Source organism: Beijerinckia indica subsp. indica ATCC 9039 (genome assembly GCF_000019845.1).
Lineage (GTDB): Bacteria > Pseudomonadota > Alphaproteobacteria > Rhizobiales > Beijerinckiaceae > Beijerinckia > Beijerinckia indica.
In genome coordinates this window covers 478,925-498,925 of sequence record NC_010581.1, presented here as the reverse complement: position 1 = coordinate 498,925, position 20,001 = coordinate 478,925, and the positions used below count along the sequence as shown (strand labels likewise).

The 20,001-nt window shown below is 58.0% G+C and carries 19 protein-coding genes; 12 read left to right on the top strand and 7 right to left on the bottom strand.

Annotated elements, in window-relative coordinates; genetic code table 11:
* Positions 1-179 precede the first annotated feature (179 nt).
* The 5 genes from BIND_RS02245 (at position 180) to BIND_RS02225 (ending at position 6,121) form a co-directional block, all read left to right on the top strand.
* Positions 180-398, top strand: coding sequence for a YdcH family protein (locus BIND_RS02245; RefSeq protein WP_012383453.1), 219 nt, complete (start codon positions 180-182; stop codon positions 396-398).
* A gap of 80 nt (positions 399-478) precedes the next feature.
* Positions 479-3,736 carry an O-linked N-acetylglucosamine transferase family protein gene (locus tag BIND_RS19940; RefSeq protein ID WP_012383452.1) on the top strand — a complete coding sequence of 1,086 codons (3,258 nt, stop codon included), beginning with the start codon at positions 479-481 and terminating at the stop codon, positions 3,734-3,736.
* Positions 3,737-4,156: 420 nt separating this feature from the next.
* Complete coding sequence (gene purE, locus BIND_RS02235) at positions 4,157-4,621, top strand: 5-(carboxyamino)imidazole ribonucleotide mutase (protein ID WP_041778335.1); 465 nt, start codon at positions 4,157-4,159, stop codon at positions 4,619-4,621.
* Between the two features lie 6 nt (positions 4,622-4,627).
* Positions 4,628-5,713 (top strand): 5-(carboxyamino)imidazole ribonucleotide synthase, encoded by a 1,086-nt coding sequence (locus BIND_RS02230; protein WP_012383450.1) that lies wholly within the window; start codon positions 4,628-4,630, stop codon positions 5,711-5,713.
* Between the two features lie 102 nt (positions 5,714-5,815).
* Entirely contained in the window at positions 5,816-6,121 is a 306-nt protein-coding gene (locus BIND_RS02225) for a hypothetical protein (protein ID WP_012383449.1), read from the top strand.
* Between the two features lie 31 nt (positions 6,122-6,152).
* Here the strand turns inward: BIND_RS02225 and BIND_RS02220 are convergent, their stop codons facing one another.
* Positions 6,153-6,857 (bottom strand): cytidylyltransferase domain-containing protein, encoded by a 705-nt coding sequence (locus BIND_RS02220; RefSeq protein ID WP_012383448.1) that lies wholly within the window; start codon positions 6,855-6,857, stop codon positions 6,153-6,155.
* A gap of 686 nt (positions 6,858-7,543) precedes the next feature.
* Here BIND_RS02220 and BIND_RS22145 point away from each other — a divergent pair.
* Positions 7,544-7,669 carry a hypothetical protein gene (locus tag BIND_RS22145; protein WP_280109992.1) on the top strand — a complete coding sequence of 42 codons (126 nt, stop codon included), beginning with the start codon at positions 7,544-7,546 and terminating at the stop codon, positions 7,667-7,669.
* Positions 7,670-7,826: 157 nt separating this feature from the next.
* Here the strand turns inward: BIND_RS22145 and BIND_RS02210 are convergent, their stop codons facing one another.
* Positions 7,827-8,714: a UTP--glucose-1-phosphate uridylyltransferase gene (locus tag BIND_RS02210; protein ID WP_012383446.1), complete on the bottom strand. Its 888-nt coding sequence runs from the start codon at positions 8,712-8,714 to the stop codon at positions 7,827-7,829.
* 902 nt (positions 8,715-9,616) lie between these two features.
* On the opposite strand from BIND_RS02210, the gene ispG reads away from it, so the two are divergent.
* Positions 9,617-10,918 (top strand): flavodoxin-dependent (E)-4-hydroxy-3-methylbut-2-enyl-diphosphate synthase, encoded by a 1,302-nt coding sequence (ispG, locus tag BIND_RS02205; RefSeq protein WP_012383445.1) that lies wholly within the window; start codon positions 9,617-9,619, stop codon positions 10,916-10,918.
* A gap of 23 nt (positions 10,919-10,941) precedes the next feature.
* Here the strand turns inward: ispG and gluQRS are convergent, their stop codons facing one another.
* Positions 10,942-11,844 carry a tRNA glutamyl-Q(34) synthetase GluQRS gene (gene gluQRS / locus BIND_RS02200; protein WP_012383444.1) on the bottom strand — a complete coding sequence of 301 codons (903 nt, stop codon included), beginning with the start codon at positions 11,842-11,844 and terminating at the stop codon, positions 10,942-10,944.
* A 518-nt stretch (positions 11,845-12,362) separates the two neighbouring features.
* Between gluQRS and BIND_RS02190 the strand changes: the two genes are divergently transcribed.
* Positions 12,363-13,064: an alpha/beta hydrolase gene (locus BIND_RS02190; RefSeq protein WP_012383443.1), complete on the top strand. Its 702-nt coding sequence runs from the start codon at positions 12,363-12,365 to the stop codon at positions 13,062-13,064.
* A 191-nt stretch (positions 13,065-13,255) separates the two neighbouring features.
* Here BIND_RS02190 and BIND_RS02185 read toward each other — a convergent pair whose 3' ends face one another.
* Complete coding sequence (locus BIND_RS02185) at positions 13,256-14,029, bottom strand: class I SAM-dependent methyltransferase (protein ID WP_012383442.1); 774 nt, start codon at positions 14,027-14,029, stop codon at positions 13,256-13,258.
* 257 nt (positions 14,030-14,286) lie between these two features.
* Between BIND_RS02185 and gloB the strand changes: the two genes are divergently transcribed.
* Positions 14,287-15,057: a hydroxyacylglutathione hydrolase gene (gloB, locus tag BIND_RS02180; RefSeq protein ID WP_012383441.1), complete on the top strand. Its 771-nt coding sequence runs from the start codon at positions 14,287-14,289 to the stop codon at positions 15,055-15,057.
* A 1-nt stretch (position 15,058) separates the two neighbouring features.
* Positions 15,059-15,493: a cupin domain-containing protein gene (locus BIND_RS02175; RefSeq protein ID WP_012383440.1), complete on the top strand. Its 435-nt coding sequence runs from the start codon at positions 15,059-15,061 to the stop codon at positions 15,491-15,493.
* 37 nt (positions 15,494-15,530) lie between these two features.
* Here BIND_RS02175 and phaR read toward each other — a convergent pair whose 3' ends face one another.
* Complete coding sequence (gene phaR / locus BIND_RS02170) at positions 15,531-16,130, bottom strand: polyhydroxyalkanoate synthesis repressor PhaR (RefSeq protein WP_041777882.1); 600 nt, start codon at positions 16,128-16,130, stop codon at positions 15,531-15,533.
* Positions 16,131-16,491: 361 nt separating this feature from the next.
* On the opposite strand from phaR, the gene BIND_RS02165 reads away from it, so the two are divergent.
* On the top strand, positions 16,492-17,667 hold the full coding sequence (locus BIND_RS02165) for an acetyl-CoA C-acetyltransferase (protein WP_012383438.1): 1,176 nt from the start codon (positions 16,492-16,494) through the stop codon (positions 17,665-17,667).
* A 377-nt stretch (positions 17,668-18,044) separates the two neighbouring features.
* Positions 18,045-18,770: a beta-ketoacyl-ACP reductase gene (phbB, locus tag BIND_RS02160; RefSeq protein ID WP_012383437.1), complete on the top strand. Its 726-nt coding sequence runs from the start codon at positions 18,045-18,047 to the stop codon at positions 18,768-18,770.
* A 130-nt stretch (positions 18,771-18,900) separates the two neighbouring features.
* Here the strand turns inward: phbB and rpmF are convergent, their stop codons facing one another.
* The gene (gene rpmF, locus BIND_RS02155) at positions 18,901-19,092 is read right to left on the bottom strand and encodes a 50S ribosomal protein L32 (protein ID WP_012383436.1); all 192 of its coding nucleotides are present in this window, start codon (positions 19,090-19,092) and stop codon (positions 18,901-18,903) included.
* A 144-nt stretch (positions 19,093-19,236) separates the two neighbouring features.
* Positions 19,237-19,983: a monofunctional biosynthetic peptidoglycan transglycosylase gene (gene mtgA / locus BIND_RS02150; RefSeq protein ID WP_244395940.1), complete on the bottom strand. Its 747-nt coding sequence runs from the start codon at positions 19,981-19,983 to the stop codon at positions 19,237-19,239.
* Positions 19,984-20,001: the final 18 nt, after the last annotated feature.

Below are 20,001 nucleotides of genomic sequence, written 5' to 3'. Positions count from 1 at the left end.
TTTTCGTTACCCCGCCGGGTCTCTTCCGCTGGGCCGGCCTTTCCTCTCCGAAAGGCGGGGCCTTAAGACTGGCATAAGTTTCCTCCCTTGCGAAGCCGGATTTGATCGCCGGCCTGTTTTTTATGCTTTGACGCCTGTCCCCTTCCTGGGAAGGCTCCTGATCTCTTAAAAGGCATTCGATGGTAGATAGACTGAGCGAGGATGAACGGATCTCCTTGCAGACGGAACTTGAGCATCTGCGGCAGGAGCATCGTGATCTCGATGCCGCCATCGAAGCGCTTCTGCATCTCTCGACGACCGATCGCCTGCAGGTACAACGCCTCAAGAAGCGTAAACTGGTTTTGCGCGACCGGATCGTCTTTATCGAAGACCTACTGACCCCCGACATTATCGCGTAAACACGCGCGACCCCGACGTCGGTTTGGCGCAAGCCTGCCGGTCTAGAAAACGCCATGGACGACTGGCGCAAGGACCGGCAATGAATACGATGCTCCGCAAAGACAATGTTGCGCGGGAGAATGCTTCTTCCTGCGGCAAGCCGGAGAAAGATGTTCCCCCCGGTCCCCACGCCCCGGTGGAGTCACGCCCGTCGAGCGACCGCACACTCTCCCAGAAATTTCTGATGACCGCGCTCGACTATCATCGCGCCGGCCGGCTCGATCAGGCGGCAGACCTTTATCAACGCATCCTTTTGGCCGAGCCGGATCACTTTCTCTGCCTGCATCATCTCGGCCTCATCGCCCATCAAAAAGGCGATCTCGACACGGCGATCGCCTGGATCGAAAAAGCCATTCGCGTCAAGCCCGATTACGCCGAAGCCCTCGCCAATCTTGCAGCCCTCTATCGGGCCAAGGGACTTTTAACCCAGGCCGTCGAAACCGGCCGAACTGCTGTGCTGCATGGCCAAGATCATGTCCCGGCCCATTGTAATCTGGGCGGCGCATTGGAAGATCAAGGCGAATGGGAGGCGGCGCTCGCCTGCTACAGACGGGCGGTCGCCATCAATCCCGCTTTCATCGAAGGCGCCATGAATGCCGCCAATGTGTTGCGGCGGCTTCATCGCCACGAAGAAGCCTTGCAGACCTGCGAGGCGCTGATCGCTTGTCGGCCAGATGCAGCCGAGCCGCATATGGTGCTCGGCAATATTTTGCGAGATCTCGGGCAATTCGACGCTGCGCTCGCGGCTTATGAACAAGCACTGGCTCTACGCCCCGATTTTGCTCCCGTCTATAATAGTCTCGGTAATCTGCTTCAGCGTCGCGGCCAGTATCAGGAGGCTCATGACGCCTATGCCACAGCCATTCAGCTCCAGCCCAATCTCGCCCAGGCCCATGCTGGCCTTGGTGTGACACTCGACAGTCTCGGCCATCCGGATCAGGCCATCGAAGCCTTTCGCATGGCGCTCGTCTATGATCCAAAGCGGATCGATCTGCGTCTCTGGCTACATCACCGGCGCCGCGCCATCTGCGACTGGACCGGTATCATGGAGGAAGAGGCTGAGCTTCTCCGCCTTTTCAAAACAGAGCCTCATGTCGGCGCGCCCTTCCCGCTGATCAGCATGGACACCAGCGCCGCAGAGCAATATCGCCTCTGCCGTGCCTTCGGCCAATCCTATGACAATAAGCGACAGGCCTATACCCATTCACCGCGCCCACGTGGCTCTCGCAAGGTGAGGATTGGCTATCTTTCTAACGATTTTTATCGTCACGCGACCGCCTTGCTGATGGTCGAATTATTCGAGCGGCACGATCGCGATCAGTTCGAAATCATCGCTTATTCGCACGGCCCCGACGATTCCAGCGAACTCGCCTTGCGGACCCGGGAAGCCTTTGACCGTTTCGTCGATATCCGGGCCCTTTCCGATACCGAGGCGGCAGCCCTGATCCATCGGGAAGAGATCGATATTCTGGTCGACCTCAAGGGCTACACCAATGATGCGAGAACCGCCATTCTGGGTCTGCGCCCGGCCCCGATCCAAGTGAATTTCATCGGCTTTCCCGGTACGATGGGCGTCGATTTCATCGATTATATCATCGCCGACGCCTTCGTCCTGCCGATGGATCAGCAGCCGTTCTTCTCCGAGAAGATCGTGCATATGCCGTTTTCCTATCAGCCGAACGATACCCGCCGGATGATCGCCGATCTGACACCGACACGCGCTGATTGCGGCTTGCCGGAGGACGGATTCGTTTTCTGCTGTTTCAATAATTCCTACAAGCTCACGCCCGTTTTCTTCGATCTCTGGATGCGCCTGTTGCAAGCCGTTCCGGGCAGCGTATTCTGGCTGCTCGAGTCAGGCCCCCTCGTCCGCGAAAATCTCCAACATGAGGCAGAAAAGCGCGGCATTGATCCGAACCGGCTCGTCTTCGCGCCCAGGATCGCGATCCCCGATCATCTGGCGCGTCACCGCCTGGCTGATCTGTTTCTCGATTGCCTGCCCTATAATGCCCATACGACGACGAGCGATGCCCTTTGGGCCGGGCTGCCGGTTCTGACCTGTGCCGGCGAAACCTTCGCCGGACGTGTCGCGGGCAGCCTCCTCCAGGCTGTCGGGCTGCCGGAACTGATCACGACATCCCTCGCCGACTACGAGGCGCGAGCGCTCCATCTCGCACGCAATCCAGAGGATCTACGGATCCTGCGGCAGACATTGCTCCGGCAGAGAAAGAGCGCGCCTTTGTTCGACATCGCGCTTTATACCCGTCATCTCGAATCCGCTTACCGACAGATGTGGACCCGGTTCGAGGATGGTCTCGCACCAGAAGCCTTCGCCGTCGCCCCAGCGGCCCCTGAAAAGGACACAGCCAGCGACGCATACAAGGAGGCGCATATCGCCAAAACCGCGACGGTCGCCCGCATCACTTTTGAGACCTGTCCTCTTTGCCAAGGATCCCACCATGAGCCTCTTTTGGTCGCGGACGTAACCCGCGATCCTCTCTATCGCTCCATCCTTCCGGACAAGGTCGAATGGCGGCGATGCCAAGATTGCGGCCATGTTTTCGCGGAAGGCCATTTCTCCCCGATCGTGCAATCGACGCATTTCGCGAGGACGTTGCCGGCAGAGGCCGTCGGGCATGACATGGAAAAACGACGGCTCCAATCCGGTGCCATTGTTGAACGCATGGACCATTGGCTCCCGGCCGCCAAAGGGGCTTGGCTCGATGTCGGCTTTGGCGACGCTTCCCTTCTATTTGCCGCGGAGGAATGGGGTTTTGATCCCGTCGGTCTCGAACACCGTAAAGCCCATGCCGACATTCTGGCAGGGCTCGGCTACGAGGCGCATCAAGGCGAGATCATTGATCATGACTGGCCTGAGCGTTTCAGCGTCATCAGCCTGAGCCGCAGTTTGGAACGCATGGCCGATCCGCGCCTTGGTCTGCGCACGGCCCGGCGATTCCTGCGGCGCGACGGCGCTTTGTTTCTGTCCATGCGTAATCGTGGCACCATGGTTTGGCGCTTGCTGGAGATCAATCAGGACAATCCCTATTGGGGCGATTTGCGCGCTGTCCATCTGTTCGATCGCGAACGAATCTCAGCCGTGCTGATCGAAGAAAACTTCCGCCCCCTCTCTTTCATGATCGATGAACGATACCCACTGGGAATGGGTATTATCGCCGTGCGCGACGATTTCCCCCTCCATGCCGACCAGACGATGAACACGCCTGCTTCACGCGGCTCCGCACCTGATTTTGCCTTGATGGACACAGAAAGGGACACAGACGAGCGGCCACATTGATGATCACTGGTCTCAGAGACAGGCCCGATCTTTACGCCGGCACAAAGCCGACTCAAACAGGTACACTTCTGGCCACGCTTGCGCCGCCAAGCCAGTTCGTTTATGCCGCTGCTTTCGCGAACGTGGGAGGGCACCCCATTGTCCCTCTCGCACGAAGCATGATCCGAGAACATCAAACCTGAAAGGGAATACCCTTTAGGGATAAATTTGATGCGATTATAAAGGCTTATAATTTCGCTCACGCGTCCGAATGAACGAGCGATGTTATTAAGCGGATCGGCTCTCGATTGTTGAAAAGCATCAAATCGATTCCCCATTAAATCGATTTCCACGGCAGCCGTTGCTTTCGAATGGATGCATGCAGCGAAGGCGATGCGGAGTGAGTCATTGTCGGATAAAGCCAAGCTCATCGCCCTCATCATGGGCAGCCAGTCGGATTGGGACACGATGCGGCATGCCGCCCGCGTCCTGAACGAGCTTGAGATCAGCTTCGAGCCGCTGATCATTTCCGCGCATCGCACGCCCGATCGACTGGTTCAATTCGCCACAGGTGCCAAGGCAAAAGGCTTCAAAGTCGTGATCGCCGGAGCCGGCGGCGCCGCCCATCTGCCCGGCATGACCGCCGCTTTCACCACTTTGCCCGTTCTCGGCGTCCCGGTTGAAAGCAAGGCTCTGTCCGGCCAGGATTCCCTTTACTCCATCGTTCAGATGCCGGGCGGCATTCCAGTCGGCACCCTGGCGATCGGCAAGGCCGGAGCGATCAATGCCGCGCTTCTCGCGGCGTCAATCCTCAGCCTGTCCGACAATGCGCTCGACCAACGCCTGACCGCCTGGCGGGCGGCGCAGACCGACGCGGTCGCGCTTTCGCCTCGCGACGAAAGCTAGAAGCAGATGAGTCTCACACTCACACCCAATGCCACGATCGGCATTCTCGGCGGCGGCCAATTGGGCCGCATGTTAGCCCTCGCAGCCGCTCGTCTCGGCTTGAAATCACGGATTTATGCACCGGAGGCCGACAGCCCGGCTTTCGTTGTCGCCGCCGGACATATGCTCGCCGCATACGAAGATGAAGAAGCCCTGGCGCAATTTGCCGCGCAAGTGGATGTCATCACCTATGAATTCGAGAATGTGCCGGCGCGCACCGCCGCGGTTCTCGCGAAAATCGCTCCCGTGCTCCCTGGCGAGGCTGCATTGGCCGCAAGTCAGGACCGCCTCGTCGAAAAGGACTTCATGGCCTCGCTCGGCATTGCCACCGCCCCTTATCGGCAGGTGGATGATGTCGATACCCTAAAGCGGGCCCTCGCGGAATTTGGCCGCCCCGCGATCCTCAAGACCCGACGCTTCGGTTATGACGGCAAGGGACAAGTCCTGATTGGTGACGACGCCGATCCCGCCGCGGCCTTCCACGCGCTCGGCGGCCAGCCCGCGATTCTCGAAGGTTTCGTGCCCTTCAGCAAAGAGATTTCCGTGGTGGCGGCACGGGGCGTCCAAGGTGAATTCGCGGCCTTCGACGTCTGCGAGAACATCCATAGACACCATATTCTGCAATCGACCCATGTCCCGGCTAGGGTCGACGCCATCACCGCGACAAAAGCCGTCAACATGGCAAAAACCATTGCCGATGCGCTGGATTATGTCGGCATCCTTGCGGTCGAGCTCTTCCTCGTCGAAGACCCGGCCAGCGAAACCCAGTTGCTCGTCAATGAAATAGCGCCACGGGTTCATAATTCCGGCCACTGGACCGAAGGCGGCGCGGTGACGTCCCAATTCGAGCAACATATCAGGGCCATCGCCGGCTGGCCGCTCGGCTCGACGAAGCGGCATGGATCCGCCGTCACGATGCAGAATCTAATTGGCGATGACGTCGAGAATTATCTGCATATTCTGGCGGAGCCTGGCGCCTGCCTGACGCTTTACGGCAAGCAGGAAGCACGGACCGGACGCAAAATGGGCCATGTCACCCGCATCATCCCCTGAGCCTTACGCCTCATGAAACCGGAATCTGGAGCATTCCTTGCTTGCCTCAGGCCGGCCAAGCGACGCGAAGCCCGCTGATCCCAAAATTCCGGATGTTCGACCATGGCCCTTTCCGCGATCCCCGTATTGTCTCCCGAACGCCTCGAGGAATTGCGCGTCAAAATCGTCCCTTATCTTTATACGACGGGCGCGCCGCCCGATCATGCGGTCCAGGCTGCCAAGATCGAGCAGGATCTCGGCCTCACCCGCGACGAGATCCGCGCCATTCATCATCATATCCTGCTGCTGGGCTATGTCGCTGAGCGAGCCCGTTCCGGTTTCATCGGCTTGAGTGGCAAGGGTCAGCGGATCGCCCGTCAATTGATTGACCCCACGATCGAAGAACCTGAAGACGATCTGGACGATTAGAGCATCACCCCCAAAAGTCTCGTCCCTCGGACTATCGTTCAAGGGCTTCCGACTGATCGAGGAACGCAATCAGCTCCGCCATGGTATAATCTTGGCGGCCCTTGAAATGGGCAAGGATCGCTGCAAATTTCGGCAAATCCTCATGTGAACGCACGGCCAGCGACAAGTCCGGCCGATGCAACCCGTCCTCGGGCTTCACGCTGAGTATCCGATACAATTTGGAATGACTGCGCAGATAGAATGTGCCCTGTGCCCGTTCCTCCGCATCGGCACAACGATGATCTGAATCCTGTAAAGCCGCGAGAGTAAACCCCTCGACATCCATGCCAAGCGGATAGGTCGGCGTCAGAGTCGTACCGATGAAGTCCAGCATGCCATCCGTCAATTCGACCAGATTGGCGACATGGTCAATGACAGCCGGATCAATGAGGGGACTGTCTGGATGGATCAGAACAGCGCCCTTCTTCCCGGAGGCTTTCAAGGCCTCGACGAGCAACCGGAGTCTGTCACCGCTTTCTCCGCGATAACAGGGAATCTCATGCGCCGCGCACAATGCGGCAAGAGCGTCATCGGCTTCCTCCTGCGTGGTAACGACCAGAAGCCCATCCGGATTCTTTGCCAGACCGATCCGCCCGAACAAATGCGTGAGCAAAGGCTGGCCTTCAACCTCATACAAGACAAGTTTGCCGCAATCTTCCTCGGTTAATGTCACTGGAACGAGTGCAACCGGTCGCATGTCTGTCCTTCGCTCGGGTCGAACCAAGCTGTGCTATCGATGAATCTTGCATTTTAACGGTCTAGAGCCTCTTCACGACTCATCGAACCGTGAAGGAACGCTTGCGTCTTTCATGCCTGCCGTATCGGCGCAGAATGCGCTTCGACGGAACGAAATCGTCCCTCATCCGTTGCCCAGGGGAATTTCGAAACAATGTTCAACCACGAGCTCAATGCCCTGAAACCTTTCAATTTACTGAACGATGAACCCTAAACTGGTGCGTTTTTCGTGCAAATGGCGTTAGCGAAAACGCACCATGATGGTGCTCGTTGTTATTTGCGCGTCTCATAGCTTAGTGAAGCGTCTTACGCATTGTTACATGGCGGTTTCATCGACCGTGAACAGTCCCGCGTCTGGCCTCTGCTAAGCGGCAGGAAAGTGCTGAACCAATGGCTAAGAACGGAGACGAAAAAGATCTTCCGCACACATTCTCCCAAAGGGGGAAAGGGCTGGGGCACCCGCATCCTCCATCCGTAATCGGTTCGAGCGGGGACGCATACACATCCGATGCGTGGATTTTCTCTCCGACAGGACAGAGCGAGACACAGGTCTCACGGCAAGGCTTCGATCGAGTGCCAGCTTCCGGTTTCGAAAAGCCAGCCTTTGAAAATTTGACAACGGCATTCGTTCGGAAAGTGCCTCTCGCCATGAGTCTCGGACAAAAATTGCGCGATCTCTACCCCTTGCCGGAGACGAATGATCAAGCCAGCAAACTGTCCGTTCCTTTCGACGTGCTTATCCAGAGATTAGCCGCGAAATTGGGGGAAAGCTGATTGCGGTTGACGGCCTTTAAGGCTCAGGCGGCCAGCTTTAACAAGCAATATAATACGGACCAATCCCTAGCTCAGCCCGCTACACGATCACAGAATACATGGCCATAAAGATCATCGAGCCTGAACACGTCCAGGCTCGATGCTGTCATCAATACATTCACAGAGTGCCGACAATCTTTTTCAAATCGGCGGCGAAACCCGGACCGATCTCGGGATTGGCCAGAGCAAAAGCGACATTGGCAGCGAGGAAACCCAGTTTCGAGCCGCAATCGAACGTCCTGCCGCTGAAACGCACACCGTGAAATGCTTGTGATTCAGCCAAGGTCTTCATGCCATCGGTCAATTGAATTTCACCGCCAGCGCCCTTCTCCCCGTGTTCGAGAATCTCGAAAATCTCAGGACCGAGGACATAGCGGCCGGAGATGATCAGGTTGGAAGGCGCGGTCCCCTTGGCCGGCTTCTCGACCATTCCGGTAATCTCGAACGTATCGCCATAATCCTTGCCGAGCCCGACGACGCCATATTGATGAGTTTCGTCAGCAGGCACTTCCTCCGTGGCGATAATATTACCCCCATGTTTGTTATAGGCTGCAATACATTGCGCAAGGCAACGGCCTTTGCCATCATCCTTTAGGGTGATCATATCCGGCAACAGAACCGCAAACGGTTCATGTCCCACAATATCGCGGGCACACCAGACGGCATGACCAAGACCCAGCGGCGCTTGCTGGCGGGTGAAGCTCGTCGCGCCAGGCTTCGGCAGATCAGCGATCAAAGCGTCATATTCTTTAATTTTATTGCGCTTCAGCAAAGTGTCCTGAAGCTCATAAGCAATGTCGAAATGATCTTCGATAACGGCCTTGTTGCGGCCGGTGACGAAAATGAAATGTTCAATACCGGCTTCGCGGGCTTCATCGACCACATGCTGGAGGACCGGCCGATCGACCACGGTCAGCATTTCCTTCGGAACAGATTTGGTAGCGGGCAGAAATCGAGTGCCAAGACCGGCGACGGGAAAAACGGCTTTGCGAATCGGCGTGGTCATTTTCTATCCTGATTGAATACTGGACGGAGCAAGGGAATCAGCAAGGTGGTCAGCCTTGTTTGAAACGAAACAGCCTGGGCAGGATTTTCGAATTCTGCTTCAAAGCCTTCGAAAACCCCACCTCATCTCAAAGTCCTGACAGGAACCCACGATCGAAGTTTATTTCCTTCCAGGAGTTCCTGCTTGAACAAAGCTTAAGGAAAAGGCGGGAATTGGACAAGTGCGCGGGAATTGGAGAAGCGCGATGGAGCAAACCTTCTTCGGGACTGGGATTTTTGAGGTGAATTGCAGCCTATTCAAGACATTCTTGCTGTTATCATCACGAAAGATCCGTTTTCGCCGCGATAGTCTTAAAAGAAGATCCGTAAGCTATCAAAATGACAGAACATGCATGGGGCCGCCAACAATTAAGAACAAACTCGCGGCTTGGTATCCCCCGAGTTTCGCGCATTGGTTCGCGATTTTTGATCCCGGCGGCTTAAAGAAGCGCCTCACGCATCGAGAAGTTTTTCTTGTTCCTTTCGCGCGACGAACATTTTGGAGTGCCAAGCGCTGCCCACGCCCTTCAGATGATCCATGACCAACAGTGTTGAGCACACGAGAATCTCGAGTTGTGCAGCGGCTGATCATTGCCTTGAAAGCACGGAGCCTTGGCCTAAACATGGCAGGCGGCTTGACGTCGTCCCTGTTTTCGCTCACGACATCGGGCCTGGAAAGACCGTGGCATTTCCGTTATGGGTGAGGCTCGCCAGAGCTTGGCGCTAAAAAATGCGCAAAAATCAAAAATAATGGAATAGCCTGTCTTTTCAGTGTCGTAACGAACGGTAATGCTGGCGGCGTCGACCTTAGCCTCCCGCGAATGTTCTCTTAGAGCCTTAAACCGCTCCAAACGCATGGTTCGCATGACCACAGATTCCGATACCGCCCTCCTTTTCGATCCTGCTCTCGCCCTTCCCTCTGGTCCGGCACCACGTCGTACCTCGGTCGGTGTCCGTGTCGGCTCCGGCCCGGGATCAGTGCAGGTCGGCGGCGGCGCGCCCATCGTCGTGCAATCCATGACCAATACCGATACAGCCGATATCGACTCCACGGTGGAGCAGGTCGCGGCCCTCGCGCGGGCTGGTTCCGAACTCGTCCGTATTACCGTGGATCGTGATCCCGCCGCTGCTGCCGTCCCCTATATCCGTGAAAAACTCGACAAGATGGGCTGTCTTGTCCCGCTGGTCGGCGATTTCCATTATATCGGCCACCGCCTCCTCACCGAATATCCCGCCTGCGCGGAGGCGCTCGCCAAATATCGCATCAATCCCGGCAATGTCGGTTTTCGCGAGAAGCGCGACCGCCAATTTTCCACGATTGTCGAAATCGCCGCCAAATATGACAAGGCCGTCCGTATCGGCGCCAATTGGGGCTCGCTCGATCAGGAACTTCTGACCAGCCTGATGGATAAAAATGCCGGCAGCGCCGCACCGCTCTCGGTCGGAGCCGTGACCCGCGAGGCTATGGTGCAATCCGCCCTTCTTTCGGCGGCACGCGCCGAAGAACTGGGCCTCAAGCGCGACCGGATCATCCTCTCCGCCAAGGTCTCGTCGGTACAGGATCTCATCACCGTTTATCGCATGGTGGCGGCGCGCAGCGATTATGCTCTGCATCTCGGTCTCACCGAGGCCGGCATGGGCTCGAAGGGCATTGTCGCATCCTCGGCGGCCCTCGGCATTTTGCTGCAGGAAGGAATCGGCGACACGATCCGCGTCTCGCTGACGCCGCAACCCGGTGGCGACCGGACGCTCGAAGTCACGGTGGCGCAGGAAATCCTGCAGACCATGGGCTTTCGCACCTTCGTGCCACTCGTCGCCGCCTGCCCCGGCTGCGGCCGCACGACCTCGACCGTTTTCCAGGAACTCGCCCGCGACATCCAGACCTATATCCGCGAGGAAATGCCGCTCTGGCGCAGCCGCTATCCGGGTGTCGAGAGCCTCAATGTCGCGGTCATGGGCTGCATCGTCAACGGACCCGGGGAATCCAAACATGCCGATATCGGCATTTCGCTCCCCGGCACCGGCGAAACGCCCAGCGCTCCGGTCTTCATCGACGGAGAAAAGACCACAACGCTGCGTGGCGAGGGCATAGCCGCCGAATTCAAGACCATCGTTCAGGATTATATCGAGCGGCGTTTCGGCGGCGCCAAAAGCGCCGCTGAATAGCGACCGATTCAAACGGCTTGATTTCAAACCGTTTGCAAAGCGGCGATGAGAGGGGGCAGTGGCGCCAGTTTGGCGCGCACTGCTTTCGGGGATAATCCTTCCTCGCGCAAGGCACGCAAGGATTTGGCTCTGAGACTTTTCGACAATTTCTGGCCAGAGGCATCACGCAGCAGCCCGTGATGGTGATAGGCCGGTTCAGGCAAGCCCAACAGGCTTTGCAACAGCCGGTGCAGACTGGTCGCCTGGAACAAATCTTCGCCGCGTACGATATCAGTGATCCGTTGCAAGGCATCGTCAACGACGACGGCAATGTGATAGCTCGTCGCAATATCCTTGCGGGCCAGAATGGTATCCCCCCATTTCTGCGGACTAGCCTGTACGAAGCGACCGACCATCCCGGAACCAAATTCGGTCCAGCCGAGCCTATAACCAATCAGATTCAAGGCTTTGCCCATGTCGAGGCGATAAGAGGCCGGCTCGCCAGCCTCCAGGCGCTCCTGGATTTTGTCCTTTGGAAGATGTTTGCAGGTGCCGGGATAAAGCGGCGATCCGTCAGGATCGCGCGCCCAAAAGGCCCGTTCCCGTATCTTCTGCATGATGTCAGTACGGGAACAGAAACAGGGATAGATGAGGCCCATCCGCGCGAGCCGGTCCAGGGCTTGTGCATAATCGTCGAAATGCTCGGACTGCCGCCGCACTTCGGGCTCCAGCGCGATACCAAGCCAGGTCAGATCCTCGAGAATCGCGCGTTCATATTCCGGCCGGCAGCGATCGACATCGATATTTTCGATTCGCAAGAAGAGACGGCCCCCGTTCAAACGCGCCAGACGCTCATTTTCGAGCGCCGAAAAAGCGTGACCGAGATGCAGATAGCCATTGGGCGAGGGAGCGAAGCGAAAGGCAGACTGAGGACAGGCGTGGGTCATGGCTTACTTCGGGGACGGACAGAGGCAGGAAACATCCCGGCCAGAATTCGAAATGGCAACGAGCCAAGCTCACGCATCCCTCATTCAGCCGAAATCGGATGTAATAGTCTTGATCTCTAAAACGCGTGAAGTTGATCTAAAAAGCGATCCCCACTCCACTTTCTGGCGCGATGCTCAAGCATGAAACGCTTTCACGATTCTTTCGTTGCGTCACATCATTTTCGTGAAGGGCAAATTTTGACTTGATCTTGGTTTTTCCAGTCAGTCCGCGCTCAGCGATGACACGCGGGTGTCCGTGCAAGAAACCCGCGGCTTGACCATCATCGCGAAACAGGCTTTTCAAAAAAGCTGGGATCACGATAAGGCCGGATTCGGCTTCTCATCCCTCTCGCCGCCAAGCGGCTGAGGCAGCATTGATTTTGCTTAAGAGAAGCAAAATCAATGCTACTTCGAATTTGAGATCCAAGCGAACGCAACCCGGTTTGCTTGGATGAAACCCGGGCGGAAAGTATTAGAGCATGGTAACAAGGATCGACGGTCCCCGCGTGGCGGCCAAGTCGCGGACGACGAAACAATTGATCGTTTTCCTGCACGGCTATGGCGCGGATGGCAACGACCTCATCGCGATCGCCCAACAATGGCAGAACGTCCTGCCTGACACGACCTTCGTGTCTCCGCATGCGCCAGAAATCTGTGCTCTGGCGCCGCAGGCACGGCAATGGTTCCCCTTGGGGTTTCCCCTTTCCGAGGATGATCCAGAGGCCCATTGGGCGGGGCTCGAAAAGGCACGGCCCGTGCTCGATGCTTTTCTCGACGCGGAACTCAAACGTTATGGTCTCAGCGACGCGAATCTGCTGCTGGTCGGATTCAGCCAGGGCACGATGCTCGCGCTGCATGCAGGCTTGCGCCGGCCGCAGGCGCCCGCCGGCATTCTCGGTTATTCCGGCATGCTGGTCGGCCCCGAACATCTTGCCTCGGCTCCCGCGCGCCTCGTCAATGGCCAGCGGCCGCCGATTCTGCTCATCCACGGCAGCCAGGACGATGTGATTTCCGCAGAGGCCATGTTCGTCGCCGCCGATCAATTGGCGGAGGCGGAAATCCCCTGCCAATGGCATCTCTCTACAGGCATCGGCCATGGCATCGATGGTGGTGGCCTTCAACATGGGGCGTTCTTCGCGCTTCAGAGCCTCAAGATCAAACGGCCCAACGCGGCGGTTTAATCCCCAGTATCGAGATCACGGATTCTCGATACGCCCCTTTTAAAACCGTATCCACTTATCCTTATTGAAACGCGACAAGTCGCGCTTCAATAAGGGTGGATACTAGCACGTGCCCCTCTCGAATGCCCGCTGCACTGTTGAAAAAGCGGACATTCGAGAAAAGAACCAACAGAGAGCCCCCCCGCAACTCTCTATTGCACAATCGCCTTGCTCGTTTTTTCAGTCCGCGCGGCCTGGGGCACCAGAACCGGCCGCAGGCCCGGCAAGGCCTGGGGGATGGCTTGCGGCATCGCCTGGCGCAAAATCACCGGACGATAGAGTTGCTTCGTCGCTTCCACAATCTGCACGCCCGCGCCGGGCAAAGAGAGGCTCGCCCCAATCCGTTCCAACATGGGCGCCCCGCGCAGCACCAAACGGCTTTGGAAAGGCGGCATATAAAGCGCTTCCGTCCAACGGGTCGGTGAAAACAAAGTAACCCGCATCAAATCGCGCAATTGGCCACGTGAATAAGGCTGGCCATGGCCGAAAGGCGTCGTGTCGAGCCGTGCCCAGAGACCCGTGCGGCTCGGCGTGACGGCAAGGATACGGCCACCCGGCGTCAAAATGCGCCAGATCTCGGCCATGAGTTCACGCGGATGTTCCGTCAGCTCCAGCGCATGGATCAGCAGGACGCGATCAATGCAGGCATCGGGCAAGGGCATCATCGTGGGAGAGACCAAGGCCGAGGATGAAAGGCCGGAGGATGGCCAGTTCACGACTCCCTGCTCGGCCGGCATGAAAGCCAGGACGCGCAGGCTATCGGCCCGAAACGGCTCAAGATAGGGTGTGGCATAGCCAACCCCGAGGATCGATTGGCCGCAGCAATTGGCAAATCGCTGACGAATGACCTGCCCGATGAAGCGGCGGGCGGCGGAGCCAAGGGGGGTCGTGTAGAATGAGCGAAGGTCAACGACATCAAGTGGCATGACTGTCCCTTCCGCTGGCGGACCATGAGCACGCCGTTTTGCGGATTTCCTCCAATCGACCGCAACCAGGGTCACGGGTCAAGCCTGCTGCGTCAATGCGAAAGAAGACACAAAGAGGACACTCGGCCACTTCCTCTGCCGAAGGTCCCCCCGCGTGGCGTTTGACCTCTCCTTGTACCCTTGCTTAATACCATGGACAGCGTCGTTTTTTGCGGCCCTTGGGATCATCTGCGCCAAACGCGGAGCTTCGTTACGCCATGAGTGCCCATATCCACCAATTTCTTTGCCTCAAGGATAATTTCGGCGTCCTTGTGCATGATCCCGAATCGCGGCACACAGCGGCCATCGATGCGCCTGAAGCCGGTCCGATCCTCGAGGCTCTCGCCGCACGGGAATGGACCCTGACCGAGATCCTGATTACCCACCACCATCAGGATCATATCGGCGGCATTCCCGGCCTCAAAGCCGAATTTCCAGAGGCACGCATCATCGGCCCCGCGCGCGAGGCGGATAAGATCGGCCATCTGGATCAAGCGGTCCGCGAGGGCGATCAGGTGAAGGTTGGCCAGCTCGAGGCCATGGTTCTGGAAGTGCCGGGTCATACATCCGGACATGTCGTCTATTGGTTTGAACAGGACGATATTCTCTTCACCGGCGACACGCTTTTCGCGATGGGATGTGGCCGCGGTTTCGAGGAGCCAGCCAATATCCTTTATAATTCGCTGATGAAGCTCGCCGCTTTGCCGGGCGAGCTTCAGGTCTATTGCGGCCATGAATATACGCTCTCCAACGCGGAATTCGCGCTGACCATCGAACCCGACAATGTGCTCTTGCGTGACCGGGTCGCCGAAGTCAGGCAATTGCGCGCCGAAAACCGGTTCACTTTGCCAACGACCATCACCATCGAGCTCGGCACCAATCCCTTCCTCCGGGTCGATGAGCCCAGTGTTCAGGCCGCCGTCGGCATGCCGGGCGGCGATCCGGCCGCCGTTTTCGCTGAATTGCGTGAGCGCAAGAACCGGGCTTGAGATGATCCTGGCCGATCGCACCGCGCAAGACATCATTACGGCCCTCGCCTTGAAGCCACATCCGGAAGGGGGCCATTTCCGGGAAACCTTCCGTGATCCCCGCTCCGATGCGGAGGGGCGTTCCTTTTCGACCTTGATCTATTTTCTGCTGGCGGCCGGTGAAACCTCCGCCTGGCACAGGATCGATGCCGCGGAGGTCTGGCATTTTTATGCCGGCGCGCCGCTCGACCTCCGCATTACAGAGGCGGGCAAATCCACGAGCCACCGCCTTGGCGCGGATGTCTTGAACGGAGAGGAGCCGCAAATCGTGGTCCCAGCCCTTGCCTGGCAAAGCGCCCGCAGTCTTGGTGCCTGGACGCTTATTGGCTGCAGCGTCGCACCCGCCTTTCAGTTCTCAACCTTCGAAATGGCGCCGGCGGGTTGGCAGCCCGATTGATTGCCGAACAGGTGCCATCACGAATTGCGCGGCGGCGTCAGGGCTTGCGGCTCAGCCCCTCGATCTTCTTCTGCAATTCGTCCAATTGGCGTTTCATGTCGTCGATGTCGTTCTTCTCCGGCGCTGGCGCCGGCGGTTCACTCGTCTCGGGGACCAGAGGCATGCCGGTGCCCCCGAAGGGGGAGAACATGGCGAGCGCCTGATTGAACATCGCCATATTCTTGCGGGTCTGCTCTTCGAGAGAGTTGAAGATTGGATTGGCAGCCAGCGGGGCGCTCATCATCTGATCGCGAAACTTGCCCTGCTCATGGGTCAGCTTGTCGATGGTAAATTCGAGATAACTCGGCACCAGCATCTGCATGCTGTCGCCGTAGAACCGAATCAATTGACGCAGAAAGGTGATCGGCAAGAGACTCTGGCCGCCTTTGCTCTCCTGCTCGAAGATGATCTGCGTCAGCACCGAACGGGTGATATCCTCGCCGCTCTTGGCATCGAACACGACGAAATCTTCGCCGGTTTTGACCATCGACGCCAGGTCCTCAAGCGTGACGTAAGCGCTCGTCCCGGTATTGTAGAGCCGCCGGTTTGCATATTTCTTGATCGTGACGGGTTGAGCCTGTGGCTTGTCCGCGCTCATATTGTTCGACTGATCCACGCAATTACCCTTTCGATTCCCCCCGCCAGACCGGCCCGGACCGTTATTCGAACGTTGCGGGCCGTTGCTCGCGATTCGTGTTGCGCAATGATGACGACCGCCGCTTCGTCGGAGGGAACCCGCCTCGATCCTGCCTCAAGATAGGAGCTTCGACGCAAGGGTCCAACCACTTTCCGGGGGTGTCTGCCGAAAGCGGTGTGGCAACATCACTCTTTCACGATTAGCGTGTAATCGGCTCTTGTCCTTTCCTTACCGCCGCGCAATCTATGGGTGGGCGGTATTTGCGCGAAACGGGCAAAGTTGTCGCGGCGTTGTAATGTGAGATTGTTGGGAGGAGTCGGGAATGTCGAGCGATGTCGTGATTGTGGGTGCAGCGCGCACCGCCGTCGGGTCCTTCAGCGGCGCCTTCGGAAATACGCCTGCTCATGAATTGGGAGCGACGGTGATCAAGGCGACCCTCGAGCGCGCCAAAGTCGAGGCGGCCGATGTCGACGAAGTGATCCTCGGGCAGGTCCTGACCGCTGCTTCTGGTCAAAACCCGGCCCGCCAGACGGCCATCAAGGCCGGTATTCCGGACAGCAAGACGGCCTGGACGGTGAATCAGGTCTGTGGCTCGGGTCTGCGCGCCGTGGCGCTCGGCCTGCAGCAGATCAATAATGGCGACGCCAAGATCATTGTCGCCGGTGGTCAGGAAAACATGTCGCTTTCGCCTCACGCGGCCTTTCTGCGTGGCGGCACCAAGATGGGTGATGTCAAGTTCACCGATACGATGATGCGCGACGGCCTCACCGACGCCTTTGCCAATTATCCGATGGGCAATACGGCGGAACATATCGCCACCAAATGGCAGATCAGCCGCGAGGAGCAGGACCAGTTCGCCGTGGCCTCCCAGAACAAGGCGGAAGCCGCGCAGAAGGAAGGCCGCTTCAACGAGGAGATCATCCCCTTCACCGTCCCCGGCAAGAAGGGCGATATCATCGTCGACAAGGATGAATATATCCGCATCGGTGCGACGATCGAGGCCATGGCCAAGCTGAAACCCGCCTTTGTCAAGGATGGCACGGTGACGGCCGGCAATTCTTCCGGCATCAATGACGGCGCCGCCGCCGTGGTGTTGATGAGCGCCGACGAGGCCAAGGCACGCGGCTTGACGCCTCTCGCCCGAATCGCTTCCTGGGCGACCGCTGGCGTCGATCCGTCCATCATGGGGTCGGGCCCGATTCCGGCCTCCCGCAAGGCGCTCGAAAAGGCCGGCTGGAAGGTCAAGGATCTCGATCTCATCGAGGCCAATGAGGCTTTCGCCGCTCAGGCCATCGCCGTCAACAAGGACATGGGTTGGGACACCTCCCTCGTTAATGTCAACGGCGGCGCGATTGCCATCGGCCATCCGATCGGCGCTTCGGGGGCCCGCGTTCTCGTGACCTTGCTGCACGAGATGAAACGGCGCGATGCGAAAAAGGGTATCGCGACCCTCTGCATCGGCGGTGGCATGGGCATCGCGATGACGATCGAACGCTAAAACTTCACGGGGTGCGTTTCGCACCCCGCTTCCCCTTCGGGGGGCCCATTTCCGAATCATGTTTTCATGCAGCCCAAAAGCGCCTCTGCTTTTGGGATGGGTTCAATTTTGTCTCAAAACCAAGAATTGAAGCCTGTTTGTGCCGGGGAGCGGCCAATGGCCCGCCTCCCGATGCTCCAAACTATGTGCAGAAGTTTATTATTATAGGGCTATGCATTCATGCAAAGGACGCATAGCTTTACTAGAACGTCGGGCGTTCAAGGTGAAATACGTTCGGTGTTCTAGATCTTTGAAGACGCATTGGATCATCTCAAAAGTGGTCTCCGCTTCTGAGATCCAATGCTCAAGACAATCGATGATTGCACAGGGGGGATGAAATGGCACGCGTAGCAGTGGTCAGCGGCGGCTCTCGTGGTATCGGCGCGGCGATCAGCAAGGCTCTCAAGGCAAGCGGCTATCAGGTTGCCGCCACTTATGCCGGCAATGATGAAGCGGCCACCAAATTCAAGGATGAAACCGGCATCCCCGTCTATAAATGGGACGTCGGCAGCTATAAGGCGTGCAGCGAAGGATTGGAGCAGGTCTCCAAGGATCTCGGCCCCATTGAAATCCTCGTCAATAATGCCGGCATCACACGTGATGGCATGTTCCACAAAATGACACCGGAACAATGGTATGACGTGATCAACACCAACCTCAATTCCCTCTTCAACATGACCCGGCCGGTGATCGAGGGCATGCGCGAACGCGGTTTCGGCCGAATCGTGAATATTTCCTCGATCAATGGCCAGAAGGGGCAGATGGGCCAAGCCAATTATTCCGCCGCCAAAGCCGGTGATCTTGGTTTCACCAAGGCTCTCGCGCAGGAAAATGCCAATAAGGGAATCACCGTCAACGCGATATGCCCCGGTTATATCGCGACAGAAATGGTCAAGGCGATCCCGCAGGAGGTTCTGGAGAAGGCCATTCTTCCCCAAATCCCCGTGCGCCGTCTGGGCGAAGTCGAAGAGATTGCCCGCGCCGTGGTTTTCCTCGTTGCCGAAGAAGCCGGCTTCATCACGGGCTCGACCTTGAGCATCAACGGCGGTCAATATTTCATCTAAAGCATCAGACCCAAAAGTGGCTCCCGCTTTTGGGATCAGGATGATGCATAAATGCAAACCCCGCCTGGATCGCCCTGGCGGGGTTTTTGATTCGACAAACCCGCTTCCTCAAGAAGCAGGAGAGAAAAGCTCAGGCTTCCTCGCGGACCTTCGGCGTGAAAATCTGACGGCCGCGATACATGCCGGTTTTCAGATCGACATGGTGCGGACGGCGCAATTCGCCCGAATCCTTGTCCTCGATATAGGTCGGCGCCTTGATCGCATCCGCCGAGCGGCGGAAACCGCGCTTCATGCGGGATGTTTTTCGTTTCGGAACGGCCATAACAATGTCTCGGGATTGGGCTGCTCGCCGGATCGGCGAGGGCGCGGAAGGACCGCACCTTTGAACTGGAAGGCGCCTATTACACAAAAAACCGGCCCCTGGCTAGAGCGAGATGGAAAAATCAGCGCTTCCCATCGCAGCCGATCATTTCAGACAGGTAATATCCGCGCCCATGGCGCCCGCGCGGGCGGCGATTCGCGCCGCGAGCAGGCGATGCAGCCGCGTCGGAGAGGCGGGATTTCGCCGCATCGGATTGGGCAAGGCGGTGGCAAGCAGCGCAGCCTCGCGCCGGTCAAGTGCATCGGCGCTTTTGCCGAAATAATGCCGGGCCGCCGCCTCCGCACCAAAGAGACCATCGCCCCATTCGGCGATATTCAAATAGATTTCCAGAATGCGCCGCTTCGGCCATACCGCGTCGATGAGCAAGGCCAGCGGAATTTCCAATGTTTTGCGCAGGACGGAACGCGAAGGCCAGAGGAAGAGGTTCTTGGCGGTCTGCATAGTGATCGTCGAGGCACCGCGCGAGGGCCCGTCTGCCCGGGCCTTGGCCTTGTCCATCACCTCCGAGAGAGACTGCCAGTCGACCCCGTGATGCTGGCAAAAGCGCGCATCTTCCGAAGCGATGACGGAAGCGGCCAGAATCGGCGCGATGCGTGCGAGGGGCTGGTAGTGGCGATCCACTTCGTCCCCTTTAATCTCGTGCCACGCCATCAAGGTCGAGACCGGTGCCAGAAAGCGATAAGCGACGAGCAGGCTGCCGAGCACGAGGCCGAGCGTCAGCAGGACACCGAACACGAAGCGAGCGAAACGGCCCGAGCGGATGGAGAAGAGCCGAGAGAAAGGCAGGAAAGCCATGGCTTGAGCCTTGACCGATCCGGCTCGATGGGGCAAGCCGAACCTCCACCTTGG